27 protein-coding genes and 3 pseudogenes are annotated in these 26,949 nt (G+C 58.2%); 12 read left to right on the top strand and 18 right to left on the bottom strand.

The annotated features are described in order from the left end of the window. Position 1: 1 nt before the first annotated feature. Both PMI21_RS22090 and PMI21_RS22095 read right to left on the bottom strand, forming a co-directional pair. Positions 2-1,351 carry a heavy metal sensor histidine kinase gene (locus PMI21_RS22090; protein ID WP_007935277.1) on the bottom strand — a complete coding sequence of 450 codons (1,350 nt, stop codon included), beginning with the start codon at positions 1,349-1,351 and terminating at the stop codon, positions 2-4. Next, positions 1,351-2,031 carry a heavy metal response regulator transcription factor gene (locus PMI21_RS22095; RefSeq protein WP_007935276.1) on the bottom strand — a complete coding sequence of 227 codons (681 nt, stop codon included), beginning with the start codon at positions 2,029-2,031 and terminating at the stop codon, positions 1,351-1,353. Before PMI21_RS22095 ends, PMI21_RS22090 begins: the two co-directional genes overlap by 1 nt. A gap of 154 nt (positions 2,032-2,185) precedes the next feature. Here PMI21_RS22095 and copI point away from each other — a divergent pair, with 154 nt between their 5' ends. Both copI and queF read left to right on the top strand, forming a co-directional pair. Beyond that, the gene (copI, locus tag PMI21_RS22100; RefSeq protein ID WP_007935275.1) at positions 2,186-2,722 is read left to right on the top strand and encodes a copper-resistant cuproprotein CopI; all 537 of its coding nucleotides are present in this window, start codon (positions 2,186-2,188) and stop codon (positions 2,720-2,722) included. 61 nt (positions 2,723-2,783) lie between these two features. Next, positions 2,784-3,614: an NADPH-dependent 7-cyano-7-deazaguanine reductase QueF gene (queF, locus tag PMI21_RS22105; RefSeq protein WP_007935274.1), complete on the top strand. Its 831-nt coding sequence runs from the start codon at positions 2,784-2,786 to the stop codon at positions 3,612-3,614. Positions 3,615-3,699: 85 nt separating this feature from the next. Here the strand turns inward: queF and PMI21_RS22110 are convergent, their stop codons facing one another. Then, a complete protein-coding gene (locus tag PMI21_RS22110; protein ID WP_007935272.1) occupies positions 3,700-3,963 on the bottom strand; it encodes a DUF4404 family protein in 264 nt (87 codons plus the stop codon). A gap of 109 nt (positions 3,964-4,072) precedes the next feature. Continuing rightward, positions 4,073-4,693 carry a hypothetical protein gene (locus PMI21_RS22115; protein WP_007935270.1) on the bottom strand — a complete coding sequence of 207 codons (621 nt, stop codon included), beginning with the start codon at positions 4,691-4,693 and terminating at the stop codon, positions 4,073-4,075. A gap of 200 nt (positions 4,694-4,893) precedes the next feature. Between PMI21_RS22115 and PMI21_RS22120 the strand changes: the two genes are divergently transcribed. Beyond that, on the top strand, positions 4,894-5,583 hold the full coding sequence (locus PMI21_RS22120) for an MlaA family lipoprotein (protein ID WP_007935268.1): 690 nt from the start codon (positions 4,894-4,896) through the stop codon (positions 5,581-5,583). Between the two features lie 72 nt (positions 5,584-5,655). Here PMI21_RS22120 and PMI21_RS22125 read toward each other — a convergent pair whose 3' ends face one another. Then, entirely contained in the window at positions 5,656-5,955 is a 300-nt protein-coding gene (locus tag PMI21_RS22125; protein ID WP_007935265.1) for a PilZ domain-containing protein, read from the bottom strand. Positions 5,956-6,231: 276 nt separating this feature from the next. Here PMI21_RS22125 and rssB point away from each other — a divergent pair, with 276 nt between their 5' ends. Continuing rightward, positions 6,232-7,413 carry a two-component system response regulator RssB gene (rssB, locus tag PMI21_RS22130; RefSeq protein WP_007935264.1) on the top strand — a complete coding sequence of 394 codons (1,182 nt, stop codon included), beginning with the start codon at positions 6,232-6,234 and terminating at the stop codon, positions 7,411-7,413. Further along, the gene (gene rssC / locus PMI21_RS22135; protein WP_007935262.1) at positions 7,413-7,895 is read left to right on the top strand and encodes an anti-sigma factor antagonist RssC; all 483 of its coding nucleotides are present in this window, start codon (positions 7,413-7,415) and stop codon (positions 7,893-7,895) included. Before rssB ends, rssC begins: the two co-directional genes overlap by 1 nt. A 117-nt stretch (positions 7,896-8,012) precedes the next feature. Here the strand turns inward: rssC and tal are convergent, their stop codons facing one another. Both tal and dusA read right to left on the bottom strand, forming a co-directional pair. Further along, positions 8,013-8,939, bottom strand: coding sequence for a transaldolase (gene tal, locus PMI21_RS22140; protein ID WP_007935259.1), 927 nt, complete (start codon positions 8,937-8,939; stop codon positions 8,013-8,015). Positions 8,940-9,299: 360 nt separating this feature from the next. After that, positions 9,300-10,319, bottom strand: a complete 1,020-nt coding sequence (gene dusA, locus PMI21_RS22145; RefSeq protein WP_007935257.1) for a tRNA dihydrouridine(20/20a) synthase DusA — start codon at positions 10,317-10,319, stop codon at positions 9,300-9,302. A gap of 102 nt (positions 10,320-10,421) precedes the next feature. Between dusA and PMI21_RS29850 the strand changes: the two are divergent. Continuing rightward, positions 10,422-10,738 (top strand): annotated as a pseudogene (locus PMI21_RS29850) (site-specific integrase); the annotation flags it as partial. After that, positions 10,728-10,869: pseudogene (locus PMI21_RS29845) on the top strand (lysis protein); the annotation flags it as partial. The pseudogenes PMI21_RS29850 and PMI21_RS29845, both read left to right, overlap by 11 nt. Here the strand turns inward: PMI21_RS29845 and PMI21_RS22150 are convergent. Further along, positions 10,839-11,597, bottom strand: a complete 759-nt coding sequence (locus tag PMI21_RS22150; protein ID WP_007935253.1) for an ABC transporter ATP-binding protein — start codon at positions 11,595-11,597, stop codon at positions 10,839-10,841. The pseudogene PMI21_RS29845 and the gene PMI21_RS22150 sit on opposite strands and share 31 nt — an antisense overlap. A gap of 14 nt (positions 11,598-11,611) precedes the next feature. Further along, positions 11,612-12,412, bottom strand: a complete 801-nt coding sequence (locus tag PMI21_RS22155) for an ABC transporter permease (RefSeq protein ID WP_033063833.1) — start codon at positions 12,410-12,412, stop codon at positions 11,612-11,614. 306 nt (positions 12,413-12,718) lie between these two features. On the opposite strand from PMI21_RS22155, the gene PMI21_RS0127940 reads away from it, so the two are divergent. After that, entirely contained in the window at positions 12,719-13,975 is a 1,257-nt protein-coding gene (locus PMI21_RS0127940; protein ID WP_007935249.1) for a hypothetical protein, read from the top strand. Positions 13,976-14,083: 108 nt separating this feature from the next. Next, a complete protein-coding gene (locus PMI21_RS0127935; protein WP_007935246.1) occupies positions 14,084-15,331 on the top strand; it encodes a hypothetical protein in 1,248 nt (415 codons plus the stop codon). Positions 15,332-15,545: 214 nt separating this feature from the next. Here the strand turns inward: PMI21_RS0127935 and PMI21_RS30135 are convergent. Further along, a pseudogene (locus PMI21_RS30135) lies at positions 15,546-15,662 on the bottom strand (DUF6124 family protein); the annotation flags it as partial. A gap of 206 nt (positions 15,663-15,868) precedes the next feature. Here PMI21_RS30135 and PMI21_RS22160 point away from each other — a divergent pair. Beyond that, positions 15,869-16,066, top strand: coding sequence for a hypothetical protein (locus PMI21_RS22160; RefSeq protein WP_007935239.1), 198 nt, complete (start codon positions 15,869-15,871; stop codon positions 16,064-16,066). A gap of 133 nt (positions 16,067-16,199) precedes the next feature. On the opposite strand, the gene PMI21_RS22165 is transcribed toward PMI21_RS22160, so the two are convergent. The 7 genes from PMI21_RS22165 to PMI21_RS22190 form a co-directional block, all read right to left on the bottom strand. After that, positions 16,200-16,991 carry a transporter substrate-binding domain-containing protein gene (locus PMI21_RS22165; protein ID WP_007935238.1) on the bottom strand — a complete coding sequence of 264 codons (792 nt, stop codon included), beginning with the start codon at positions 16,989-16,991 and terminating at the stop codon, positions 16,200-16,202. A gap of 154 nt (positions 16,992-17,145) precedes the next feature. Next, complete coding sequence (locus tag PMI21_RS0127930) at positions 17,146-17,487, bottom strand: hypothetical protein (protein ID WP_033063832.1); 342 nt, start codon at positions 17,485-17,487, stop codon at positions 17,146-17,148. A gap of 153 nt (positions 17,488-17,640) precedes the next feature. Further along, complete coding sequence (gene copD / locus PMI21_RS22170) at positions 17,641-18,564, bottom strand: copper homeostasis membrane protein CopD (RefSeq protein WP_007935237.1); 924 nt, start codon at positions 18,562-18,564, stop codon at positions 17,641-17,643. A gap of 3 nt (positions 18,565-18,567) precedes the next feature. Continuing rightward, on the bottom strand, positions 18,568-18,951 hold the full coding sequence (gene copC, locus PMI21_RS22175) for a copper homeostasis periplasmic binding protein CopC (RefSeq protein ID WP_007935236.1): 384 nt from the start codon (positions 18,949-18,951) through the stop codon (positions 18,568-18,570). A gap of 54 nt (positions 18,952-19,005) precedes the next feature. Next, the gene (locus PMI21_RS22180; RefSeq protein ID WP_007935234.1) at positions 19,006-19,893 is read right to left on the bottom strand and encodes a copper resistance protein B; all 888 of its coding nucleotides are present in this window, start codon (positions 19,891-19,893) and stop codon (positions 19,006-19,008) included. A 10-nt stretch (positions 19,894-19,903) separates the two neighbouring features. Next, complete coding sequence (locus PMI21_RS22185; RefSeq protein ID WP_007935232.1) at positions 19,904-21,730, bottom strand: copper resistance system multicopper oxidase; 1,827 nt, start codon at positions 21,728-21,730, stop codon at positions 19,904-19,906. Positions 21,731-21,876: 146 nt separating this feature from the next. Then, entirely contained in the window at positions 21,877-22,581 is a 705-nt protein-coding gene (locus PMI21_RS22190) for a murein L,D-transpeptidase catalytic domain family protein (RefSeq protein ID WP_007935229.1), read from the bottom strand. Between the two features lie 82 nt (positions 22,582-22,663). Between PMI21_RS22190 and PMI21_RS22195 the strand changes: the two genes are divergently transcribed. Then, positions 22,664-24,412, top strand: coding sequence for a L,D-transpeptidase family protein (locus PMI21_RS22195; RefSeq protein ID WP_007935227.1), 1,749 nt, complete (start codon positions 22,664-22,666; stop codon positions 24,410-24,412). Positions 24,413-24,415: 3 nt separating this feature from the next. On the opposite strand, the gene PMI21_RS22200 is transcribed toward PMI21_RS22195, so the two are convergent. Then, complete coding sequence (locus PMI21_RS22200; protein ID WP_007935225.1) at positions 24,416-24,898, bottom strand: hypothetical protein; 483 nt, start codon at positions 24,896-24,898, stop codon at positions 24,416-24,418. Between the two features lie 193 nt (positions 24,899-25,091). Here PMI21_RS22200 and PMI21_RS22205 point away from each other — a divergent pair, with 193 nt between their 5' ends. Next, on the top strand, positions 25,092-26,663 hold the full coding sequence (locus tag PMI21_RS22205; RefSeq protein ID WP_007935224.1) for a sensor domain-containing diguanylate cyclase: 1,572 nt from the start codon (positions 25,092-25,094) through the stop codon (positions 26,661-26,663). Positions 26,664-26,949: the final 286 nt, after the last annotated feature.

Raw genomic sequence — 26,949 nt, 5'->3', positions numbered from 1 at the left:
CTCAGTCCTTTCTTGGCAACTCCATCACAAACCGTGTCCACCCCTTATCCGATTCGCAACGAATCTGCCCGCCATGGGCGCGGACGATCGACTGGGTGATTGCCAATCCCAACCCCGCATGCTCGCTGCTGCCCTCACGGCGCGCAGGGTCGGCCCGGTAGAAGCGGTCAAACAAACGCGGCAACAAGTCTTCGGAAATGCCTTCGCCACTGTTTTCAACGGTCAGGCTCAAACCTGTCGGTTGCTCGGCAATCCTCACCCGCACCTCACCGTCTGCCGGGGTGAACCGCAACGCATTGTCCAGCAAATTGGAAAGCGCCCGGCGCAACATGCTGCGATCGCCCTGCATGCTCGCGTTGCCGTCGCGACTCAACTTCACCCGGGCGTCTTCGGCCAGTGGTGCGAAAAACTCCAGCAGCACATCCGCTTCTTCCGCCAGGTCCAGCGGTTCACGCTTGGGCATTAGCAAACCGTGGTCAGCCTTGGCCAGGTACAACATGTCGTTGACCAGTTGCGCCATCCATTGCAGTTCTTCGAGGTTGCTGTGCAGCGCCTCGCGGTAATCCTCAATGGGGCGAGGGCGGGTGAGGGTGACTTGGGTGTGGGTCAGCAGGTTCGACAGCGGAGTGCGCAGTTCATGGGCGATGTCGGCGGAGAAAGCCGAGAGCCGCTGAAAAGAGTCGTCGAGGCGTCCGAGCATGGCGTTGAAGCTGTGGGCCATTTCCGCGAGTTCCGGCGGCATGTCTGCTTCCGGCAGGCGGGCGTTGAGCGATTGCGCCGACACGCCGCTGGCGACCGCACTCATGCGCAGCAACGGACGCAAACCACTGCGCGCCGCCCAGGCACCGAGCAGGGCAGTGGCCAGGGCCGAGAGGCCGACCGTCAGCCAGATCAGGTGTTGCATGCGCTGCAGAAAGTGCTGGTGATGGGTGATGTCCAGCAGTAAGGTCAGTTGCGGTGAGTCGGGTTTGTCGAGGAATAACGGCGCATTCAGGACGCGGTAGTCGGTGCCGTCATCGCTCACTGTCGAGAGGCCAGGTTTGCGCGGCAAATCTTTGGGTAAGCGGGCTGAGCTGTCATACAAAGGTTGGCCGTCACTGCCAATGATGCGCAGCGAAAGATCGGCTTGTCGGCTCAATTCATCAGCCAGCCTGGCTTCGGTTTCGCTGGACTGAATGTCATCCAGCGCCCGGCGTAAACCAATCAGCTTGCCGTCCAGCAACTGCTGGTCCAGCTCAACAAAGTGCGCCTCACTGGCGCGGCTGAACAACACCCCGGCGAACAACGACACCACCGCAGTGCAGGCGGCAAACAGCAGGGCCAGACGGCTGCTTAATGAAAGTCGGCGCATCAGGCGGGGCGCTCTTCAAGGACGTAACCCATGCCGCGCACGGTGTGAATCAACTTGTTCGGGAAATCGTCGTCGATCTTCAGGCGCAAACGGCGAATCGCCACTTCAATGACGTTGGTGTCGCTGTCGAAATTCATGTCCCACACTTGGGACGCGATCAGCGATTTGGGCAGAACTTCGCCCTGGCGCCGCAGGAGCATTTCCAGCAGGGCGAATTCCTTGGCGGTCAGGTCGATGCGCTGACCGTTGCGCTCGACCCGGCGACGGATCAGGTCCAGGCGCAAGTCGGCCAGTTGCAGGCAGGTTTCCTGAGGCGTGGCGCTGCCGCGACGCAGCAGGCTGCGAACCCGGGCCAGCAGTTCGGAGAAGGCGAAAGGTTTGACCAGGTAGTCGTCGGCGCCCAGTTCCAGGCCGTGGACCCTGTCTTCCACTGCGTCTCGTGCGGTCAGAAACAGTACTGGCGTGTCCAGGCCTGCACTGCGCACCGCTTGCAGAATCTGCCAGCCATCGCGGCCGGGCAGCATCACATCGAGAATCAACAAGGCGTAATCGCCACTCAAGGCCAGTTGCTGGCCAGTGCTGCCGTCGGCCACCAGTTCGGTGTTGAAGCCGGCCTCGGTCAGGCCCTGGCGCAAGTAATGGCCGGTTTTCGGTTGGTCTTCGACGATCAGCAGTTTCATGGGCGACTCAGGCAGTTTGAACAGGTGCGTTATACCGTGGGCGGCGAGGAAGCAGGCCAACCTGACAAAGTTGTAATCTGCCTGTCAGGTAGCTGGCAGAGCCGGCGGGGTAGAGTTTCCCACAAGCTGAACCTCATCTTATTGGAGTGCGACTATGTTTTTGCAAAAGCGTCTGGTACTGGCCGCTTGTTTGCTGACTCTGAGTTTAGGGCTGGAAGCCTCACCGGCGCAGACCTACGATTTCGGTCAACCGGCCTCGGCCGCCCAGGCTACCCGCAGCGTTGAAGTGGTAATGGGCGATATGACCTTCAGCCCCAAGACCATCGATATCAAGGCCGGGGAAACCGTGCGTCTCGTATTGGTGAATAAAGGCCAGTTGCTGCATGAATTCAACCTCGGCGATGCACAGATGCATGCCAGGCATCAGCAGGAAATGCTCCAGATGCAGCAAAGCGGCATGCTGATGCCTACAGGCATGAAGGCCATGGATCACGGTTCCATGGCCGGAATGGATCATGGCGCCATGGATCACGGCATGAAGCATGACGACCCCAATAGTGTGTTGGTGGAACCGGGCAAAACCGCCGAGTTGACCTGGACCTTCACCAAGGCCACTAACCTGGAATTTGCCTGCAACATTCCGGGCCATTATCAGGCCGGCATGGTCGGCAAACTGACAGTCAGTCAGTAAGCACTCAAAGGCGGGAGCAAAGGCTGGTAGAATCCGCTGATTCTTCAGTCAGGTTTCCGCCATGCATCCCGCAGCCGAACATTCGCCGCTGGGCAAATCCAGCGAATACATCGCCACCTACACGCCGTCCTTGCTGTTCCCGATCCCGCGCACCGCGAAATGGGCCGAGCTGGGCCTGACCGCGCAAACCCTGCCGTACAAGGGTGTGGACTTCTGGAACTGCTTCGAGCTGTCGTGGCTGTTGCCGTCCGGCAAGCCCGTGGTGGCAATCGGCGAATTCAGCATCCCGGCGGACTCGCCGAACATCATCGAGTCGAAGTCGTTCAAGCTGTACCTCAACTCGCTGAACCAGACGCCATTTGCCGATACCGCCAGCCTCGAAGCGACGCTGGTGAAAGACCTCTCGGCCGCTGCCGGCAAGCCGGTGGGCGTGCGGGTTCGCAGTCTGAAAGAAGTCGAGGCAGAAGGCGTCGTGGCGTTGCCGGGTGTGTGCATCGATGACCTGGATATCAGCGTCAGCAACTACGAGCATCCGCGTCCGGAACTGCTGCGTTGCGATGAGTCGCGTATTGTTGAAGAGTGCGTGCACAGCCATTTGCTCAAATCCAACTGCCCGGTCACCAGCCAGCCGGATTGGGGCAGCGTGGTGGTGGAGTATCGCGGCGCGGCGCTGGATCACGCCAGTTTGCTGGAATACATCGTGAGCTTCCGCCAGCACTCGGACTTCCATGAACAGTGCGTAGAGCGGATTTTCCTCGACCTGCAGCGGTTGCTGAAGCCGGAGAAATTGACGGTGTACGCGCGGTATGTGCGTCGAGGTGGGCTGGACATCAACCCGTATCGCAGCACCGAAGAGGTGCAACTGCCGAACCATCGCTTGGTCCGACAATAAAGAGCCAGTGCGGGATTGCATTTGCAAATCCCGGAAATGAAAAAGCCCCGCTATCGATAGCGGGGCTTTTTTGCATCTGATGGGTTCAGATCCCCATGCTGACCAAGGCTTGCATGATGTTACGCAAGGTGCCGGCAAGGGCGGGATGTTCGACTTCGAAGCGATCGACTGCCAGGTTCACACTGTCGGCGAGGTTGGTGTCCTGGGTTTTGGTTTCCAGCTCAAGCTCCAGTTGGATCTGTTGCATCAGCGCGTGCAGGTCTTCGCGCTCGGCTTCGGTCAGTGGTGGATTCTGTTCCAATTGCTCGCGCAGTTTGTTGAGCTGTTCTTGCAGTTCGCGGGCAGGCATGGCGTTCTTCCTTTTCTCGATAGGCACTGGCATAGACCGCAGCAGCACGCCAAAGGTCTATGGCTGACCTTTAGATTAATCCACTCGCGCGCAACCTGCATGATCTCAGTCAGGGCTTTTCGCCTTTGAGCCGGCGCAGGCTGATGTCGGCCAGGCAGGTGTCGAGCTCGCCCAGATGATCGATCACCGAATGCACGCCCAGGCCGAACAACTGCACCGTCGCCTTGCCGCGCAAATGTTCCCGTTCCTTCTGGCTCAAGGCTTGCCATTCGTTCGGCGCGAGCCCGCATAACGAGCCGCACGACGCCAGGCCGATGGTCCACAGCCCGGCGTTCAGGCCCGATTGCAGCAGTCGCGGTTCGCCGCTGACCAGCACGCAACCGTCCAGGCGCTCGACATTCAGCGCCATCAAGGCTTGCCAGCAGGCATTCGGGGCCGGCCATGAATTGATTGTTTCCGAGTGTTGCGAAGATTTGATCCAGGCTGGAAGTGCCGCGGCCAGAGAGTGGCTGAGGGCGGGGGGCAGTTCATCGAGCCAGGCGCAGGGAATCCGTTGGCGCTGCAAGCTGGACAGGCTCTCCAGCGCGCCGGGCGTGACCTCGGCGTGCTCGGTAGAAACGGTGCCGTGCTGGCGCGTGCGCGCGCCGAAATCCACCAGGCAGCCACTGAGGCCGAACAGCACGGCGGTCAGATTCGGTGCGGCAAGGGGCAAGACTTCGGCATGCGGCATGGAAACGTCCCTGAAATAGCGACAAGGCTATTCATGGACGATGACAATCGAGTGACACGGATGTGAATCGCTCGCCGTCAGGCGGCGTCGTTCGTAGACCATCGTGCACGATGCTGCCTAAACCGGGTTTTCCGTCATATACTAGCGGTCTTTGCGGCTGGGCCAAGCGCCCGCGTCAGTACAATCCAAGGAGTTTCTCTATGCGCTGGAGCAATCGACTCGCTCAGCTTTGTATGTGTGCCAGCGTGTTGCTGGTTCCGTTCGCGGCCCAGGCTGCCACGGAAGAAGACCCTTGGGAAAGCATCAACCGCCCGATCTACAAATTCAACGACTTTGTCGACACCTACGCACTGAAGCCGTTGGCTCAGGGCTACCAGTTCGTCACGCCGCAGTTTCTGGAAGACGGCATCCACAACATGTTCCGCAACGTCGGCGATGTGACCAACCTCGCCAACGACGTGTTGCAGGCCAAGCCCGCAGCGGCTGGCGTTGACACCGCGCGTTTGATCTTCAACACCACCTTCGGCCTGCTGGGCTTCTTCGACGTGGGCACCCAAATGGGCCTGCACCGCAACGACGAAGACTTCGGCCAGACCCTCGGTTACTGGGGCGTGGGCAGCGGCCCGTACGTGATGCTGCCGCTGTTGGGCCCAAGCACCTTGCGTGATGCGCCTGCCAAGTATGTCGACGGTTATACCGGTCCGTACCCTTACATCAACGATATACCGGTACGTAACTCGATTTTCGGCCTGAACATCGTCGACACTCGCGCCAGCCTGTTGTCGGCCGAGAAACTGGTCACTGGCGACAAATACACCTTTATTCGCAATGCGTACCTGCAAAACCGCGAATTCAAAGTCAAGGACGGTAAAGTCGAAGACGATTTTTAATCTCGACCGGTAAAACGAAGAGGGCGGCCAATTGGCCGCCTTCTTTCGTTTGGCTTGCGGGTTAAATCAGGGCTATTTCATCTTCAGGATGGTAAGCCCGAGTTTCTGGCCGCCACCGTCCTGTGCTTTCACCCACACCACCTCGGTGTCGGCCTCAAGGCCTTTGAGCGCTGCGTGATCGGAGTCGATCCGCACGCTAAGCCGGTCACCGACCTTGAATGAGCGGGGCGCCTCCAGCTGCATGCCGCTGCTGGAAAGGTCGATGCAGACGGCTTGGACCTCATCGCCTTCATGAATCAGCGACACATCGGCATCAACCCGCATACGGATGAAATCGCGCTTTTCGCTGTAGTCCCGATCGGTTTGGCTCATGGGCTCGATCCTTCCTTTGGGTTACGGTTTTGCCTGTTCTTATAACTCTCGGTGATTTGACAAGTAAAGACGTCAAGCGACCATCGGCGTGAGCTTGAAACGCCTCGCGGATGGGAGTACCGTCTGCGCCTTAGAAGGGCACCTCTGGTAGAACAGTGAGTAGGGCAAACGCTCGAAAACGGTGCAGCAGAGAGGCTAGAAAGCGAATCCAGTAGTGTGTGCAGGGCCAAATGCCCAGCCTGCTACGCCAACCTAATTCTGGCGCCGTTTGCCCACATGCCAAAAACCAGTGCCACGCTGCTGATAATCGATGATGACGAAGTAGTGCGCGCGAGCCTCGCGGCCTACTTGGAAGACAGTGGTTTCAGTGTCCTGCAGGCCAGCAATGGCCAGCAGGGTCTACAGGTATTCGAGCAAGACAAGCCCGACTTGGTCATCTGCGATCTGCGCATGCCGCAGATGGGCGGACTCGAACTCATACGCCAGGTCACCGAGCTGTCGCCACAAACCCCGGTCATCGTGGTTTCGGGCGCCGGTGTGATGAACGACGCCGTCGAGGCCCTGCGCCTGGGCGCAGCGGACTACCTGATCAAGCCTCTCGAAGATCTCGCCGTGCTCGAGCACTCCGTGCGCCGGGCCCTGGATCGTGCGCGTCTGCTGCTGGAAAACCAGCGCTACCGCGAGAAGCTGGAAAAGGCCAACCGCGAGCTCGAAGCCAGCCTGAACCTGCTCCAGGAAGACCAGAACGCCGGTCGCCAGGTGCAGATGAACATGCTGCCGGTCAGCCCCTGGACTATCGATGAGTTCCAGTTTGCGCACCAGATCATCCCGTCGCTGTACCTGTCGGGCGATTTCGTCGACTACTTTCGGGTCGACGAGCGTCGGGTAGCCTTCTACCTGGCGGACGTTTCCGGTCATGGCGCCTCTTCAGCCTTCGTTACCGTGCTGCTGAAGTTCATGACCACGCGCTTGCTGTTCGAATCCAAGCGCAACGGCACATTGCCGGAATTCAAACCTTCAGAAGTCCTTGGTCATATCAACCGGGGCCTGATCAGTTGTAAGCTGGGTAAACACGTCACAATGGTCGGTGGAGTCATCGACGAGGAGACAGGTTTGTTGACCTATAGCATCGGCGGTCATCTGCCGTTGCCTGTGTTGTACACGCCAGACAGTGTTCGTTACCTGGAAGGGCGCGGTCTGCCGGTGGGCCTCTTCAATGAAGCCACCTACGAAGATCACGTACTGGAGCTGCCGCCGGTATTCAGCCTGACGCTGATGTCTGATGGCATTCTGGACCTTTTGCCAGAACCCACACTCAAAGATAAAGAAGCTGCTTTGCCTCAACGGGTGAAAGCGGCGGGCGGCAGCCTGGATGGTCTGCGCCAGGTTTTTGGATTGGCCACGCTAGGGGAGATGCCGGATGATATCGCCCTGTTGGTGTTGAGCAGGAATCTTTAATGAGTACCGGTAGAATCCAGTTCGCCGAGCAGGACGGCACCTTCGTCCTGAAGTTCGTCGGTGAAGTTCGCCTGACCCTGTGTTCGGCGTTGGATGCGACTATTGAGCGGATCTTCACTGCGTTGAATTTCAACGCCATCGTGATCGACCTGACCGAAACCCGTAGCATCGACAGCACCACCCTTGGCCTGCTGGCCAAGCTGTCGATCCTGTCGCGGCAAAAAGTCGGCTTGCTGCCGACCGTCGTCACCACCCACGAAGACATCACCCGTCTGCTGCAGTCCATGGGCTTCGAGCAAGTGTTCAACATCGTTGACCGCCCGATCCCATGCCCTGAATGCCTGACCGACCTGCCAGACCAGGACCAGTCCGAAGAAGTGGTGCGGATCAAAGTCCTTGAAGCACACAAAATTCTCATGGGCCTGAACGACTCCAACCGTGAGGCGTTTCATGACCTGGTGAATGCGCTGGAGCGTCACTGATTCCCTGAAGCTGAGGCCCCGCCACATCTTCCAGCACAAAGCCCACTACCCAACTTCAACGCATAAAAAAGGGCGAACCCATCAAGGTTCGCCCTTTTTGCATCCAGCTAACTCAAATCACAGCTTGGCCTGCAACAACGCCTCAAGCTTCTCCTGATCCCGAGCAAACTGACGAATGCCCTCAGCCAGCTTCTCGGTCGCCATCGCATCTTCGTTGGACAACCAACGGAACTGCGCTTCATTCAAGCTCAGACGCGCTTCACCAGCATGCCCCGGCGCCAATTTGCGCTCCAGCTTGCCGGTATCCGCCGCCAGTTTCTCCAGCAGATCCGGGCTGATGGTCAAGCGATCACAACCGGCCAACTGCTCGATCTGATTCAGATTACGGAAGCTCGCGCCCATCACTACAGTTTTGTAGTCATTGGCCTTGTAGTAGTTGTAGATACGCGTCACCGACTGCACGCCCGGATCATCCGCGCCGGTATAGTCGTTACCGGTGGCCTTCTTGTACCAGTCGTAGATACGGCCCACGAACGGCGAAATCAGGAAAACCCCAGCATCAGCACACGCCGCCGCCTGAGCGAAAGAGAACAGCAAGGTCAGGTTGGTCTGGATGCCTTCCTTTTCCAGCGTCTCGGCAGCGCGGATGCCTTCCCAGGTCGAAGCGATCTTGATCAGCACACGGTCACGGCCAATACCGGCCTTTTCGTACAGGTCGATCAGACGGTGCGCACGCTTCAAGACGGCGTCAGTGTCGAACGACAGGCGCGCATCCACTTCAGTGGAAATACGGCCAGGAATCACCTTCAGAATCTCTTGCCCCACTGCCACACCAAAACGGTCGCTGGCCAGACCCACATCGCCCTTGCAGTCGCTGACGCAAGCGTTCAGCAACTCGGCATAACCGGGAATGGCCGCTGCTTTGAGCAGCAGGGAAGGGTTGGTGGTGGCGTCCACGGGTTTAACGCGAGCGATTGCTTCGAAGTCGCCGGTATCGGCAACCACGGTGGTCATTTGTTTGAGTTGTTCCAGCTTGGAAGTCATGGGCGTGCTCTGTCCTATGGGTCTAATGACATTACCCGAGCGCTGACAGCCACTCAAGGGTGCATGTGCGTATCGAAGGCCCCAGCGGCAACATCCTGAAAACGGATGTTTGAAAGGCGGGGCGTGGTCTCGGTAAATACGATGCTGAAATGGGGGGCAGGTTCAATGGAAGTGACGGTTAGCGTGCTGAGCGAGCCTGAGCCATGTTCTCAATGCTTACCGATTTAGCCTGGCCGGTTTGCGTATTAGACCTTTGAGCGCTCAGGCCGAACAAGCGACGGCCACGATTTCGAAGCTGCCATTTTCTAACGAGACAAAACGCATTCATGGGCGCGAAACCTACGAACGAGCAATAGGGGATCAACGCCCCTCCAACAACTCCGCCGCCTGATCCAGCAACGCCAAAGGCTCTTTAGCCTTGTGAATATCCACCGACAACAACTGCCGAAACTTCCGCGCCCCCGGAAACCCGGTGCCCAGCCCCAGCACATGCCGAGTGATGTGATGCATCGCACCGCCCGCCAGCAAATGCTCGGCAATATAAGGCCGCAACTGCGCCAGCGCCTCGGCCCGGCTGATCACCGGCGCCGTGCTGCCGAACAGCTGCTGATCCACCTCAGCCATCACATAAGGATTGTGATACGCCTCACGGCCCAGCATCACACCGTCGAACGTCTGCAAATGCTCGTGGCAGGCCTCCAGTGTTTTGATCCCGCCGTTGAGAATAATCTCCAACTCCGGAAAATCCGCCTTCAACCGCGCCGCCACGTCATAGCGCAGAGGCGGAATGTCGCGGTTCTCCTTCGGCGACAACCCCTCCAGAATCGCAATCCGCGCATGCACCGTAAAACTCGTGCACCCGGCATCCCGAACCGTGCCGACGAAATCACACAACTGCTCGTAACTGTCCCGCCCATTGATCCCGATCCGATGCTTCACCGTCACCGGAATCGACACCGCATCACGCATCGCCTTCACACAATCGGCCACCAACTGCGGATGCCCCATCAGGCACGCACCGATCATATTGTTCTGCACCCGATCACTCGGGCAGCCGACGTTCAGGTTTACCTCGTCGTAGCCGTGGTCCTGCGCCATGCGTGCGCAGGCGGCCAGGTCCAAAGGCACACTGCCGCCGAGCTGCAGGGCGAGTGGGTGCTCGGCTTCGTTGTGACGCAGGAAACGGTCGTGATCGCCGTTGAGCAGCGCGCCGGTGGTGACCATTTCGGTGTAGAGCAGGGCGTGCTTGGAGAGCAGGCGCAGGAAGAAGCGGCAGTGGCGATCGGTCCAATCCATCATCGGTGCCACACTGAAGCGGCGAGACGGCTCGGGACGGGGAGGAGTAGTGTTTGCGGGCGCTTCAGGTTTTTCGAAATTCATTTGTACTGATCTTTTATACAGCGGTTTTTACCCGATTTTCCTTGTTTTCCGAAGTCGGTTGCTACAATGCAGCAAGCGAATTCGGCAATGTAGCAACTGGAAATGGGCACGATCACATCACGCAAGCGCAAGGACAACTCGACGACCTACACGGCGCAGATACGGATCAATCGGGACGGGAAGACAGTTTATCAGGAAAGCCAAACCTTCGACCGCAAGTAGGTTACCCAGGCCTGGATCAAGCGCCGCGAAATGGAGCTGGCTAACCGAAAAGGCGTGACGATAGTGCCTGGAGGAGTACAAAATCCGTCCACTGGGCAAGACCAGAAACGGGCGAGCTCGACGACTCGGCGCTGAACAGCCAGAAGCTGGTGGAGTTCGCGCAATGGCGGATGAGCCAGGAGGGCGGCGGCGTCCGGCGGGGTGGTTCATGGCGCCACAAGAGCCCAACTTGACCCGGCGTATGTTCAACGCCGGTGCCGGCGACCAAGGATTGATTACTCTCGCGGCTTGTCAGGCCTACGCCAAAGAAGTCTCGACACCGAAATAGGCTCGGGTAACTGTTTCGGGATCTGAGTCCATTTTTACTTTGCCGTGCTCCAGCCAGATGACCCGATTGCACGTATGCATCAGCAGTTCGCGGGAGTGGCTGGCAATCACCAAAATATTGGTAGCTTTGACCAGTTCATTCATTCGAACTTCTGCTTTATGCTTGAAACTTTCGTCTCCTATTGAAAGCCATTCATCCATGATCAAGATTTCAGGCCTGATAGTAGTCGATACTGCAAAAGCCAAACGCAGGTGCATACCGCTGGAGTAGGTACGTACTGGCATGTTTATGAATTCGCCAAGCTCTGAAAACTCAATAATTTCGTCGAGTTTTTTTGTAATTTCATTTTTTCTCATGCCGAGAAGAGTACCGCGCATAAAAATATTTTCTCTGCCGGTTGCCTCCGGGTCTATTCCCAATGAAATATCAATAAGCGAGGCGATTTCACCGGTTATTTTAGCCGTGCCGGAGGAGGGCGTGTATACGCCGCTCAACAGCCTGAGTAGCGTGCTTTTGCCAGCACCATTATGACCGAGCAATCCAACCCGGTCTCCGTCCTTGAGAGAAAAAGTCAGGTTTTCCAGTGCTCTTACGATAACGCGACCTTGGTCGTTGGCACCGATTTGTCCCCCGGTCGCGACTTGAATCAGCCGTTTTTTTAGGGACCGGCCGCTTGCGTTATAGATCGGGAAGTCAACGCATGCGTTATAAAATTCAATAGAAGCCATACTGTGTTTTCTTCTTAGAGCCAATAAGCGATGCGATGTTTGTAACGACCATAGAACATGATCGCCATGCACCATCCAAGCAAGGCCATGCCCCCGGACAGCCACCAGCTAATACTGCTCACCTCCTGTCCAAGCAGAGGGGCCCTGACTATCTGCATGAGGTGGTAGATGGGGTTGAAATCCAACAAATAGACGTTGGACCGTCCTGGGAGTTGGTTGGGAAGCCATATGATGGGCGTCAAATAAAAAACAATTTGCAAGACGCTGCCAATAATCTGGGTGAGGTCTCGGTAACGCGCACATAAAATACTCAGTATCAAGCTGAGCCATGCCAGGTTCAGGACAAGTAGCGCAAAGCCTGGAATGCTCAATAATGCTTCAAGTCCCACGGGTTTTTGCACTGCCAGCAGCACCAGTGGGAAAATAATAATGTTATGCCCGAGAATTAAAGTATTACGCCATAGTGTGCGCAAAATATGTACAAAGAGCGGAATAGGCAGTTGTTTGATGATGTTTTCTGCGGCGATGAGGCTGGTGCAACCTTCCAGCACCGATGTAGAGATGAAGCTCCAGAGAATCATGCCCGCGGCAAGGAACGGAAAAAAATCTTTGATCGGAGCGTTAAATAGTTGACCGAACACGATGCCAATCGTACCGATCATTGCGCCCATGCTGATGGTTAGCCAAAACGGTCCAACTGCTGAGCGTCGATACCGCTGACGTATATCCTGCCATCCGAGCATGCCTACCAGAGGATAGCGCTTTACGGCTGTCGCTATGTCTACCAGGACAGCGTTTATTGAGGAGATGGACATTCGAAATACCGGGTTTTAAAACAGAGAGCGATTGTAGTCTTGGCAGGGGACGAGGTGTCACTTTTTCCATCTCGGCCAATCCCCGACTTTCCGTATTCGCTGAAGATGGGGTTGCTGTCAAGGAAGGTGCGTGTGCTTTGCTGAGAGCGCCCTGCAGGAGCGCGACCGAATTAAAGGAGGGACCTTAGCGGTAGGCATGTTGGTCGATTATTTTCATTCTATATTCAGACACGTCTACGGCATGTATCTTCTGCGGCCAGTCACAAAAGACTGGCCTTCGGCCAGCCAACAAACCGGAGTTACTGAATGCAGCTTGGTTTTATTGCACCCCAAGAGGTGCTGGATATTATCGCGGGCATCGGTCGAACCGAGGACATCCGTTTTTCCCCGGATCGCAGCCGCTTGGCCGTGGCCGTCATTACTCGCAAACTGATCGTTGTCTTCGATATCGAAGTGCGGATGACTCCGGCGGGCAAGCAGGTTCATCTCAGTACTGCTATCGAGTTGTCATCGAGCCAGTTGAAATACCCCCACGGACTGGACTTCATTGACAATGAAACGCTGGTGGTGGCCAATCGCGACGGCGATCTGACACTGTTCCGACTACCGTCACGGGATGGATCGACAAAGGGAGAACTCACCCTGCTGAAGAGTCTTTCGGCCAATGACCGGGAGTTGCTGGGACCAGGCTCCGTGGCCGTCTCGCGGATCGATGCGCAGCACCACGAATTTCTGGTGTGCCGAAACTTCGGGAATCGGGTATCGCGTCATGTGATCGCGACCGAAACAGACTACGCGGTCACCGAGGAAGGAGTGCTGCTGGGTAAATGGATGGTAATTCCCGACGGCATCAGCATCGATCGCAGCCGGCGATGGCTGGCGGTGAGCAGCCATGACATCCAGAGCGCGTTGCTCTATCCGCATACCCCGGCACTGCATGCGGAGGCTGATCCAACAGCCGTACTACGTGGTGCCAGCTATCCCCACGGCATCCGCTTCAGTGATGACAGTTGCTATATCCTGCTGGCCGATGCTGGCGCACCTTATGTACATGTCTACTTCCAGCCCGATGGCCACTGGCAGGGTGTCTACGACCCTTGCCTGAGTCTGCGGGTGATGGACGACGGGCTGTTTCAGCTGGGCAGGCACAATCCCCAGGAGGGCGGGCCCAAGGGGCTCGATATCGATTGCACGGCCGGTATTCTGGTGACGACTTGCATGACCCAGCCGCTGGCCTTCTTCGATCTGGACCCAATCTTGGCCAGTGTTCTCCGATCGGGCCCGCTTGACGTGCTTGACGGCTCGGAAAGCGCCCCTGAAGGGGGGTTGGATGTTTGCCATGAGCTGGAAAAACAGTTGCGTCATGCGCAGACCGTCACCAATGCCATCCTCCGGGAACAGCAGGCTGAGCAACGAGCAGTGCAGACAGAGCTGCGGGCAGCACAGGCAGAGCTGCGGGCAGCCCATGCCGAATCCCGGGTGCAGGCCCTGCTCGCCAGCAACTCCTGGCGGATTACCGCGCCGCTGCGCTGGGCACTTGCGTCGCGCAAACGACAAAGCTGAGCCAGGAGCATGCAACGACTCATGCCCCTATATACGCATGTTGAGTGCAGCTTCTGTGCCTGTCACAACGGGTTGGCCTTCGGCCAACCAACACACTGGAATGACTGAATGCAGCTGGGTTTTTTTGCACCCCAGGAGGTGCTGGATATTATCGCGGGCATCGGTCGAACCGAGGACATCCGTTTTTCCCCGGATCGCGGCCGCTTGGCCGTGGCCGCCATGACCCGCCAACTGATCGTTGTCTTCGATATCGAAGTACGGATGACTCCGACGGGTAAGCAGGTTCATCTCAGCACTGCTGTCGAGTTGTCATCGAGCCAGTTGCAATCCCCCCACGGCCTGGACTTCATCGATGATGAAACGCTGGTGGTGGCCAATCGCGACGGCGATCTGAGACTGTTCCGACTACCGTCGAGGGATGGATCGACGAAGGGGGAACTCACCCTGCTGAAGAGTCTTTCGGCCAATGACAGGGAGTTTCTGGGACCAGGCTCCGTGGCCGTCTCGCGGATCGATGCGCAGCACCACGAATTTCTGGTGTGTCGAAACTTCGGGAATCGGGTATCGCGCCATGTGATCGCGACCGCAACGGACTATACGGTCACCGAGGAGCGAGTGTTGCTGGGTAAGTGGATGGCGATGCCCGGTGGCATCAGTATCAGCCGTAGCCGGCGTTGGCTGGCGGTGAGCGGCCTCAATATCCAGAGCGCTCTGCTCTACCCGCAGACCTCGGAGCTGCATGCGGAGGCCGAACCAATGGCTGTGCTGCGCGGTGCCAGTACTCCCCACGGTATCCGTGTCAGCGACGATGACCGCTATATCCTGCTGGCCGATGCCGGCGCACCTCATGTGCATATCTACTTCCAACCCGACGGTCAGTGGCAGGGCATTTACGACCCTGGTTTGAGCCTGCGGGTGATGGATGACTGTCTGTTCCAAAGCATAAACGCTATTCCTTCGCGCAAAGGAGGGCCCAAGGGGCTTGATATCGATTGCGTCGCTGGTGTTCTGGTGACGACCTGTCTGACCCAGCCGCTGGCCTTCTTCGATCTAAACCCGATCTTGGCCAGTGTTAACCGTTCGGGCTCGCTTGACGTGCTTGATGGCTCCAAAAGCTCCCCTGAGGGGACGCTGGAAATCCGCCATGAGCTGGAAAAACAGCAACGTCATGCGCAGACCGTCACCAACGCGATCCTCCGAGAACAGCAGGCAGCCCAGGCTGAGCAACGAGCGGCACAGGCAGAGCTGTGGGCAGCCCATGCCGAATCCCGGGTGCAGGCCCTGCTCGCCAGCAACTCGTGGCGGGTTACCGCGCCGCTACGCTGGGCGCTTGCACCGCTCAAGCGTCGCACCTGAGTTTCCGCAAAGGGATTGGTACCGTTTTGGTCGAATGCAGTTAGCCGAGAGATTTATATTAACCACCATATGAGTTGCCAGGCTCGACCATGAACTCAAGGACGGTCAGCGGCATCGACGGGCGGAATGGAGCAAAAAAGCTTCTAATTGCCTGTCTTTTCCGCCGTCAACAGAAGCCAAGCCAACCCTAAAGACCCAGGCAAGGGCCGGCCCATGAAGGTGATACGAAAGAAAAGAGTACGCGTTCGGCGGCGTGGAGTTTTTTTGAATCGAGGGATTCGTAGGGGGATGCTGGATCGTTGACCGGCGGATTGGGTGTGGCCTTGAACATGGTGAAACTCCTGATTATTCATTAGGAGCTACCAGCTGTGAGTGTCTTTAAACGCTCATCTAAACAGGTGGGTCGTTTCAGAGAACACAAGGATGCTGAACCAACGCTGTCGCTCAGCAATGTTTCATCAAGTTTGGCAAGCTTGTGGCATAGGATGCTTACTCAAGATTGTGCTGCCACGCCTCCAGCCCACAGGAAACAAAAAGATGATCTCGAACCTCTTCAAAGCCATGCTGATCACCGGTGCTTTGCTCTTGAGCGCCTGTTCGGGTGTGAGCACCAGTTCCTGCTTTTCAGAAGGCTGCCAACAATTCGATGGCCATAGCCCCAACAAGGTGAACTTTGGTGGGAGCGCGATCGGCAACAGCTTTAATGAGTACAGCTCGGGCCTGCTGCACGACTAAGGGATGACGCAACGGCAGGGGTGTTTTCGCCGTTGCGTGATTTGCCTGATGAACCGCGTGGTCTGATTTTACGACTGCTTTGCAGCCGGACGCAGGCTTCGTCAGCTGCTACATGGGGTCAGCAAACAACGGGCTATTTGGCCTCTGGCACCGCTATCCATTGGCCCAGGATTTTCTGGTAATTCCCCGTCACCTTGGCCAGATGCAGCCACTGATCGACATACATCTTCCAGCTGATGTCATCCCGCGGCAGCAGATATGCCTTCTCCCCATACTGCATGTATTGCGTCGGGTTGACCGCGCACAAACCCGGTTTGAGTTTCTGCTGATACAGCGCTTCCGACGCATCGGTAATCATCACGTCAGCCTTCTTGTCCAGCAGTTGCTGGAAGATGGTCACGTTGTCGTGCAGTTGCAATTGCGCCTTGGGCAGGAAAGCGTGAACGAAGGCTTCGTTGGTGCCGCCGGCGGGTTCGACCAGGCGAACGGAAGGTTGGTTGATTTGTTCGAGGGTCTGGTATTTCGCTTGATCTTCGCAGCGAACCAGCGGGATTTTGCCGTCGACATCCAGGGTGGTGCTGAAGAAGGCTTTTTTCTGGCGTTCCAGGGTGACGGAGATGCCGCCGACGCCGATGTCGCATTTGCCTGCGAGCATGTCGGGCATCAGGGTTTTCCAGGTGGTCTGGACCCACTCGACCTTCGCGCCCAGGCTGTCGGCCAGTGAGCGGGCCATGGCGATGTCGATTCCCGAGTATTCGCCGTCTTCACCTTTGAAGGTATAGGGTTTGTAGTCGCCTGTGGTGCAAACGCGCAGCTGGCCTTGTTGCAGGACGGTGTCCAGGTGCGAAGGGCTTTGCTCTGCCTGAGCGCCGCAGGATAGAGCCAGCAGGCCACAGAGCAGCATTGTGCTTTTGATGGTTTTCATTGTTATCGGGCTTTTGTGACGGAGTGGGGTTCAAGCGGAAGTCAGTGTAGTGAAAGCACTTCTCGACTGTCATCCAGTGTCCCAATGTCCCGATCATTCCAATGCGTGATACGTGTCAGGCAAGGCCCGACACGTATCCCTTCACATTAGTTGTTTATCCACAAGCCACGGACTTCGAACTCTTAAGATGCGCTTCAATCGAGTTGCTGGCAGAGTGGACTCTTACTCCCTTGAGTTTATCGAGTGGCGGCTCTTTCCAAAGTTTTGATGCGTCGATGGGAAGGATGACCTGTATGGCAGCCCCTTGGGGCGGATCAGCAACAAAATCGAAGTCTTGAATGCCGTCTGGTGGGAACTGAATGTAAATCCGCGGCTCCAGTCTCGGGTTTGTCCATCCACCAGAATTCACCAGGCCAATTGCCGATATGTGTAGCTGCGGTGGGTTTGATTTAAGTATTTTTAAGTCGACATCCACTACTTTCATTACGTCAGCCATTTTCGAACTCCTTTCGATAATTGCGCCGCTTTTTCACCTTGGCGCTTGGGTGTTGAACCCTTTGGCTTGAAATCTAGTGTGGTTAGACGCTAGTAAAGGACCCTCACCCTGTCCACTGACTGCTCTGGCCGGTCATCGGATGCTTTCATTTCCCTACTGGGCGCCCATTTCCGGACTCAGCGTTCCGAGCCAAGCCACCAATCCCACAATCAACACCGCCGCCGCCAATTCCACCACCACGCTACGCCGCAACGCATTGGCGGCGACCGTGTATTGCCCATCCCGCAACGACCGCTCCAGAAACGGCCCAAGGTGAAACCGGTTCAACGCGGCGAGCACGAGCATGCCGGCAAACAGCACCACTTTGATGAACAGCAGAATCCCGTAAGTGCTGAGAAACACCTCATCCAGCTTCGGCCCAACGATGAACAGATAATTCACCACCCCCGTCACCGTAATCACCACGACGATGGCCGCGCCAATCGCTTCAAACCGATTAACCGCGCGGGCCAGCAACCTGAGGCGCGCTTCGGTTTGCAGAGCGTTGATCTTCGCCATCAACGTAAACGCCAGCAATGCTCCAAGCCAAGCCCCCGCTGCCAGCAGGTGCAGAATGTCCACGGTGAAATGCCAATAACGACGATTGCCTTCATCCATCGCCCCATGTCCGCTCCAGGCCAGGCTGGCGAGGGCAACACCACCGGCAACAGCCGCGATCCATAAACTGAAACCGGGCGTACGGAGCATCACCGCCAGACCCGCGACGACCAGCGCAACAATGCGAACCACCCAGGCCAGCCCGACATCCGTCTCGAATAGCATCATCTCGATGTGCGGACGCAGCTTGGCGAAGTCCGTTTCACCGCTCATGGCACTTGCCATCATCACCATGCTGGCGACGGACAATGCCGCGCCCAGCACCGCCGTCCCCGCCAACATCGGCCGAAACGGCAGCACCGCCCCAGACACCCGTTCCTGCCCTTTAAGGCTATACAGCCCAAAAAGTGCTACCCCGAACAACAGCATCAAATCCACATACAACGCAAACCGCAGGGCAATGCCGACCGAGTCGCTCATCAATCACTTCACTTTGAACGTAACGTTGCCGGTGATCGGGTGAGTGTCCGAAGACACGGCGCGCCATTCGACTTTGTAGCTGCCGGTGGGCAGGGGCGAGAGCGGGGTGATGACCATGGTTTTCGGGTCGCTGCCGCCGGAGACTTTGGCTTTCATCGGCATGGGGGAATGGGCCATGCCGGGCATTTCGGTCATGACCAGTTTGGCGCCGGAGAATTGGGTCATGAGGTTTTCGGAGAAGTGCAGCTCGATGTTGCTCGGTGCTGCGCCGTCCGCGCCTTCGGTCGGGGTGGAGGAGAGCAGTTTCGGGTGGGCTTGAGCCAGTGCGCTCATCAGTAGCCCGGTGGAAAGTGCGATGGCGACAGCGGTGATTTTGATGGTGCGCATGCAAGGCCTCTTACCGCTTTAAGCGGTTGTTTTTTAGGTTTTGAGTTGAAGCGTTTAGAACCACAGCCGAACGCCGAGGACCAGGCGGGCTTCGCTGCGGTCCTCGCCTTCGTCCCTGGCGTAATCGGCGGTATTGCCGTAGGTGCGGTTCCAGGTCACGCCGATGTAGGGCGCGAATTCCCGGCGGATTTCATAGCGCAGGCGCAAGCCGGCTTCGGTGTTGGACAGCCCGGAGCCGATGCCCCGTTGCGGGTCGTTTTTGCCGTAGACGTTGAGCTCGGCGGTCGGCTGCAAAATCAGCCGGTTGGTGAGCAGGATGTCGTAGTCGCCTTCCAGTCGTGCGGCGGTCTGGCCGCCTTCGCCGATGAACGCGGTAGCCTCGGTTTCGAAGTTGTACAGGGCCATGCCTTGCACGCCGAACGCGGCCCAGGTTTGCGGGGCGCCGGGTTTGAAATCCTGGCGCACACCGGTCACCACGTCCCACCACGGGGAGATGGCATGACCCCACAGTGCCTGGATTTCGGCGTCTTCGGTTTTGCCATTGACGCGTTCGCCTTCGGAGCGCAGCCACAGGCGATCAACGTCGCCACCGATCCAGCCGGACAGATCCCACGCCAATGCGCTGCCGTTGTCGGCGTCCTGCCATTCGAGTTTGTCGGCGAGGAAGTAATAGTTGAGCGCACTGTCGTGCATGTCATGGCCGCCGGGGCTGACGAAAACGGCGGCGCGGTCGGCGTCGGTCAATGCCGGGATCGGCGTGCGGCTTTGGGTTGGCGCGGCGGGCTGCATTTGCCCGTAATCCTCGCTCTGCATCTGGCTGTGATCCATGCCCGGCATCTGGCTATGGTCCATGCCCTGCATGTTGTCGGTGGCGGCCATGGCCGAAGAGAGCGTCAGGCCCAAGGTGACGAGGGCCAAAGAGATCGGAGTGAGTCTGGTCATGGGTAGCGCCTTATTCTTCCACGCGAACTTCACGGAACATGCCCATTTCCATGTGGTACAGGAGATGGCAGTGGTAGGCCCAGCGGCCGAGCGCATCGGCAGTGACCCGATAGCTGCGCTTCGATCCGGGCGGCACATCAATGGTGTGTTTGCGCACCATGAACTGGCCGTTCTCGTCTTCGAGGTCGCTCCACATGCCGTGCAAATGAATGGGGTGAGTCATCATCGTGTCGTTGACCAGCACCACCCGAACCCGCTCGCCGTACTTGAGTCGCAGCGGTTCGGCGTCGGAGAACTTCACGCCGTTGAACGACCAGGAGAACTTCTCCATGTGACCGGTCAGGTGCAGTTCGAGGGTGCGGCCGGGCTCGCGGCCGTCCGGGTCTTCGAAGGTGCTGCGCAGGTCGGAGTAGGTCAGCACACGGCGGCCGTTGTTGCGCAGGCCGATGCCCGGGTCGTCGAGTTTTGGCGTGGTGCTCATGGCTTGCATGTCCACCAGCGGGTTGTCTTTTTCCGTATCGGGATGGGATTGCATACCGGCCATTCCGGCCATTCCGGCCATGCCGCCCATGGCCATGCTGCTGTGATCCATCCCGGCCATGCTGTCCATGCCCTGCATGTCGCCGCCGTCCATGCCCTGCATGTCACCACCGTTCATGCCTTGCATGGCACCGTGATCCATCCCCGCCATGTCACCACCCATGCTGCCATGATCCATGCCGCCCATGCCCATGTCGTCCATGGTCACCAGCGGTCGCGGATCCAGCGCTGGAATCGGCGCCGACAACCCGGTTCTCACCGCCAGGGTGCCTCGCGCATAACCCGTTCGATCCATCGACTGGGCGAACAGGGTGTAGGCATCCTGGGTCGGTTCGACGATCACGTCGAACGTCTCCGCCACCGCGATGCGGAACTCGTCGACGCTCACCGGTTTGACGTGCAGGCCATCCGCCGCGACCACGGTCATTTTCAAACCCGGAATACGCACGTCGAAGTAGGTCATGGCGGAGCCGTTGATAAACCGCAGTCGCAGTTTTTCGCCGGGGCGGAATACGCCAGTCCAGTTCATGTTCGGCGCCTGGCCGTTCATCAAGTAGGTGTAAGTGGCACCGCTGACGTCGGCCAGGTCGGTGGGGTTCATCTTCATCTCGGCCCACATCTTGCGATCGGCCACAGTCGAGCCCCAGCCTTTCTCGCCGACGTCGTGGATGAAGTCGCCCACGGTGCGCTTGTGGTAGTTGTAGTAGTCCGATTGTTTCTTGAGTTTTTTCATCAGGCCGACGGCGTCTTCGTCGGTCCAGTCGGTGAGCATCACCACGTAATCGCGGTCGTACTGGAACGGCTCCGGCTCCTTGGCGTCGATCACCAACGGCCCGTAAACCCCGGATTGTTCCTGCAGGCCCGAATGGCTGTGGTACCAGTAGGTGCCGTTCTGCCGGACCTTGAACTGGTAGACGTACATGCCATCCGGTTCGATCCCGTGAAAGCTCAGGCCCGGCACGCCGTCCATGTTGGCCGGCAGCAAAATGCCGTGCCAGTGAATGGAAGTGCTGTCCTTGAGTTTGTTCTTCACCCGCAGCGTGACGGTGTCGCCTTCACGCCAGCGCAACAGCGGGCCGGGAATGCCGCCGTTGATGGTCATCGCGGTTCGAGGGTTGCCGGTGATGTTGACCGGGGATTCGCCGATGAACAGGTCGAAGTCGGTACCGGCCAGCACATTCGGTTCGCCGGGACTGGTGATCGCCCAGACTGGCGTGCGCCACAGCCCGAGGCCAGCGAGGACCCCGCCAGCGGCCAGGCCCTTCACGAAGGTGCGTCTTGAGGTGTTCGAATGCATGCCGTTTTATCCCGTCCGTCAGCCTGATGAAGCCCTCAGGTCCATCCTGAGCGGAGGGAAGAGAGCTCAATGTGGGGGAGGCTAACGGGCGGTGCCTTTCAGCAGGCTGAGGCCAAGATTACAGTTTTGACAGTTTCACGCGGTGTTCAAGGGCTGCTATTGGACCTGGACGAATCCGCCACGGTGGCATTACCGCAATTGATATACGACGAAGACTTCAACCAACGCTGATCCGGATAGTAAGAAAACAACAACTGCCCATCTTTCATCGAGTCGATCAGCCGATGTGCAATCGCGGGTCTCACCGCCGGGCAGCCGAGACTTCTGCCGATCCGGCCATTGGCCCGCGCCAGGACAGGGCTGACGTAAGGCGCGCCGTGAATGACGATCGCTCGCTCGAAGGCGTTGTCGTTAAAACCCGGTTCCAGACCTTCCATGCGCAGGGAATAACCGTTCTGCCCGACATAGCTGGACTGGGTGCGGTACAAACCCAGGCTGGTGGCGTAACTGGCGTTCTGATTGGAGAACTGGCTGGCCATGTTCTCGCCACTGTTGCGACCGTGGGCGACCAGTTCATGGAACAACAACTTGCGTTGTTTAAGGTCGAACACCCAAAGACGTTGCGCAGTCGAGGGCAGGGAATAATCGATGACTGCTAGTCTCTGCACCGGGGCCGTGCCTTGGGCCCGGCTGCATTGGGAGGCGCGAACGGCCAGGGCAATGACTTTGGCGTTGGCATCAGGGGCCGCTTTGACCAAGGCGGCTTCAAGCGAATCGGCGTAGGCTGCCGGTAATGTAAAAGCGGTCAGCAACAGGGCCGTCATTAAGAAGCCGAAGCGGTCCAAGGCCATATGCAGGTCTCATCAGTAATATTTCGAGTCTAGCAGCGCGCACGACGCGAGCCGGTTGAAAACGGGAGATTAAGGATTATCCATGGCGCAGTTAACAAGGTTATTCGTCATAAGCCGCATGTTTTTTATGGGCTTTCTGATAAGCGGCACGGCGATCGCGCAAACTTCGCCGATTGAGCCGGTATCTCCCGTCAGCACTGTGGCTGAAGCGGCACCTGGCGATTATGTCGGCCAAGCGATTCAGGCGGAGTTGGCGCCATTGAGTTCGGCGTTTCCGCCGCTGCTCACCTCGCCGCGTCATCAGCGCGTTGATGTGAACCGAGTGGTGCTGGATTTCTATAGTCATCGTGGCTATCGCGCTGCCTGGACAGACGATGACGATGTCGCCCTGTTATTGAAAAGCTTGGGCGATACCCAGAGCGATGGCCTGAACCCCGCGGATTTCCGGATCGCCGAGTTGGCCGAGGCCCGCGCGTTGATGCAGACAACCACTCCAACCCCCGGGCAACGGGCAGCTTTTGATATCTCTGCCACCCAGACGTTTATCACGGCGCTGCTGCAGTTGCGGCGCGGCAAGGTCGACCCTTCGCGGCTGGACATCCACTGGAACTTCGACCCCGTTGGCGTCGATCCCCGGGAGGACGTCAACAAATTCTTCACCGCCCTCGACAGCCATGACATTGCGCGCGCCTTCTCCCAGGCAACGCCCCAAGAAGCGGTTTACGGCACGTTGCGCCAGGGCCTGGCGCAACTGCGCAAGGTTCGTGATCGGGGCGGCTGGCCAAAGATCCCGGAAGGGCAGACGCTCAGGCCCGGCATGGACGAGGCCTCGGTCGCTCTATTGCGAGCCCGTCTGGCAGCGGGCGGTTATCTCGCCGCGCAAGTGACTGCTCGCACCCACTACGACGACGCCGTCACCGTGGCGGTGAAGAAGTTTCAGACCGAACAATACCTTGGGGCGGACGGTGTAGCGGGGCCGGCGACACTCGCGGAACTGAATGTGTCGGTCGAGGCGCGAATCGATCAGGTGCGGGTGAACATGGAGCGGGCGCGGTGGCTGCTGTACAAACTTCAGGGCACCTTCGTCGTTGTCGATATCGCCGGGTATAAAGTCGCGTTCTATCGTGATGGCAAACCGATCTGGCGCTCACGGGTGCAGGTCGGCAAGCCGTTTCGCAGCACGCCGATTTTTCAATCCGCGATCACCTACGTTACGTTCAACCCCACCTGGACCGTGCCTCCGACGATTCTGCTCCAGGACATGCTGCCGAAGATTCGCGACAATCCTGGCTACCTTGAGGCAAGCCGCATTCGTGTGATCGATCGAGATGGCAGTGTGCTCGATCCGTCGACTGTCGATTGGGACAACCCGCGCGGCCTTACCTTGCGTCAGGATGCGGGGCCGGATAACTCGCTGGGGCAGGTGGCGATTCGTTTTCCCAATGAGTATTCGATTTATCTGCACGACACGCCGCATCGCGAGTTGTTCGCGAAATCCAATCGCGCGACCAGCTCCGGCTGTATTCGGGTAGAAAACCCGCTGCAATTGGTGGAGCTGTTGTTCAACGATCCGGTTCACTGGAACAGCGAAGGGATTCAAAGGCAGTTAGCCAACGGCAAGACAGAGAACATCAGGCTCCCGGTGAAAGTGCCGGTGCTGTTGGCCTACTGGACGGTGGACCTGAGTCTTGATGGGCGCGTGACATTCAAGCCCGATGTGTATGGCTATGATTCCCCGGTATTGCGAGCGTTGAATCGGCCTTCGGAGCAACCGGCGCTGGACGGGAGGCGGACGGCGCCTCCCTCGGTGGCGGAGCAGAGCAAGCTGTAGGCCTTAAAGCCCCAAGCCTTCTTGCACGGCCAGCAGCAAATTGTGTTCCGTCAGCGCGATCGCATCCGGTTGTTGTCCGGCTTGCTCAATCGCCTGAAGCCACCACTGCGTCTCGCCGTGTTCGTTCACGGTGCGCAACAGGGCGAGTTCCTTGCCTGTCGAGTGAATCTCGATCCGTCCAGCGCCGTCGGCGGTGAAGCGCGCGACGGGATCAAAGATGATGCTGTGGTGGTTGCCTTCGATCAGCAGTTGGTCGATGGCGTAATCGTAAGTCGCACCGTCCGGTGCACTCTCGAACACATGAGTGGAATTGCGTCGCAGTTTCAGGCCCACCTCGATCAGTGGTTGCAGCCAGGCTTCGATCTGGTGAAACAGCTCGTAGACCTGGGCGGGCCAGCTGTCGATGGCTTGATCGGCGATGGTCGCGTCGGCACTGGTTTGCCGGGATTGTTTAAGCTTCGCGGCGAGCTCGTCTACCTTACTCATTTCGATTTCCTGTCGTGATGTCAGTTAATCGTAGCTCCTTCAAGGTAATGTGGTTTTGCCTTGCGTCATGCGATTGAAACACAACCATTTATCCCCCAATCCTCTGTTTACCCCGCACAACCCCGTAGACTAAGCTCACAAAAAATAAGGGTTTTGGGCCGCTGCCCATGCCTTACCCTTCCAGGACACGCTTTTGCCTATCCTCCTTCACGATCCGCACCCCGCGCCCGGCGGTGCCTTGAAACGGCTGCCTTTGCTCAAGGCTGCGGTGTTGTTTATTGCTGCGGTGTGCCTTTGTCTTTGCGGGCTGCTTTACCTGCAACTGGAGCAGTCGCGTCGACACGACCTGGCGTTGGCCGAGGTGTCGTCGTCGAACCTGACCCGGGCCATGGCGCAGCAGGCCGAAGACACGATCATGAAGGCCGATCTGGTGCTGACCAGTCTGGTGGACTGGATTCAGGCTGATGGTTTCGACGCAGCCCAGACGCCACGCTTGCAGAAAACCTTCGCCCGGCGGGTGCAGGCGCTGCATCAGTTGCACGGGATCTTTCTGTTCGACAGGCAGGGGCAATGGGTCGTGACGTCGTTCAAGGATCTACCCCGTGGGGCAGGTGTGGCGGACCGCGAGTATTTCAGGTTTCACCAGCAAAACACGTCAACTCTGGCGCACATCGGCCCGGCGGTTCGCAGTCGGGAGAATGGCGAGTGGATCATTCCGGTTTCCAAACGGATAAACGATCGGAGCGGTCATTTCCAGGGTGTGTTGCTGGCCGGGATCAAGATGTCGTACTTCGATCAGTTCTTCAAAAGCTTCAGCCTCGACGACAACGGCGCGATGTTTTTGGCATTGACCGATGGAACGCTGCTGGCGCGACGGCCGTTTGTGGAGTCGCAGATCGGCACGTCATTGGCTCAGGGCGAGATCTTTCAGAAACTCTTGCCCACCGCCACGTCCGGCAACGCCATGATCGACTCAGTGGTGGATGGCATCGTCCGGTTGTATGGCTACCGTCAGCTCGACGCCTATCCGGTGGTGGTCACGGCGGCATCCTCCAAAGACGCGGTCCTCAAGGACTGGTACGACACGGCGATTCAATCCGGTGTGATCGTCGCTCTGGTTGTCCTCGGCGTGGGGTTGTTCGGTTGGGTGTTCATTCATCAGGTGCGCGCGGGCGAGCGCATCGAGGCAGATTTGCGCAAGGCGCAGAAAGCGCTGGAGTTGATCGCCACCCACGACAGTCTGACCGGGCTGGCCAACCGCCGATTGTTCGAGCGGGCGCTGGAGATCGAGTTCGGGCGCGGTGCCCGGCGGTCGAGCTCGCTGGGCCTGATCATGCTCGATATCGATTACTTCAAACGCTACAACGACACTTACGGTCATGTGGCCGGGGACCATTGCCTGGCCGAAGTGGCGCGGGCCCTGAAGAGTTGCTGTCACCGCAAAGCCGACCTGGCGGTGCGCTACGGCGGTGAAGAGTTCGCGGTGTTGCTGCCGGATACCGACATCCATGGCGCGCTGACGATCGCCGAGCAAATCCGCCGCAGCGTCATGGACAAAAACATCACCCACAGCGGTTCGCCCACGGGCTACGTGACGGTCAGTCTTGGCTGTTATTCGTTTGTGCCGACGGCGCACGACAGCACCGAAATGTTGATCAAGCGCGCGGATGCGGCGCTGTACCAGGCCAAGCACTCAGGGCGAAATCGCTCGGCGGTGTTGTCGATGGAAGGGGGCGTCGAGGCGCTGATGCGCTCGGATCGATGATGCTTTCCACCATGGCTGGGGGGGTAAGACGATGCACACTGTGTAGCAGCTGCCGAAGGCTGCGTTCGGCTGCGGAGCAGTCGTGAATCCGGCTAATGCGATCTGCCAGATGTACCGCAATCTCTCTGATTTTACGACTGCTGCGCAGCCGAACGCAGCCTTCGGCAGCTGCTACAGTCCAGGAGCGATGATCGGGCATGCCTGCTATGGTCAGTGCAGAGAGCCTGGCTGTCACACCTGACCGACCGGGCCCGCCGGTCTCATCCCGATCGGGCAATCGATTGAC

This window comes from Pseudomonas sp. GM18, from assembly GCF_000282195.1.
Classification (GTDB): domain Bacteria; phylum Pseudomonadota; class Gammaproteobacteria; order Pseudomonadales; family Pseudomonadaceae; genus Aquipseudomonas.
This window is presented reverse-complemented; position numbering and strand designations above follow the sequence as displayed.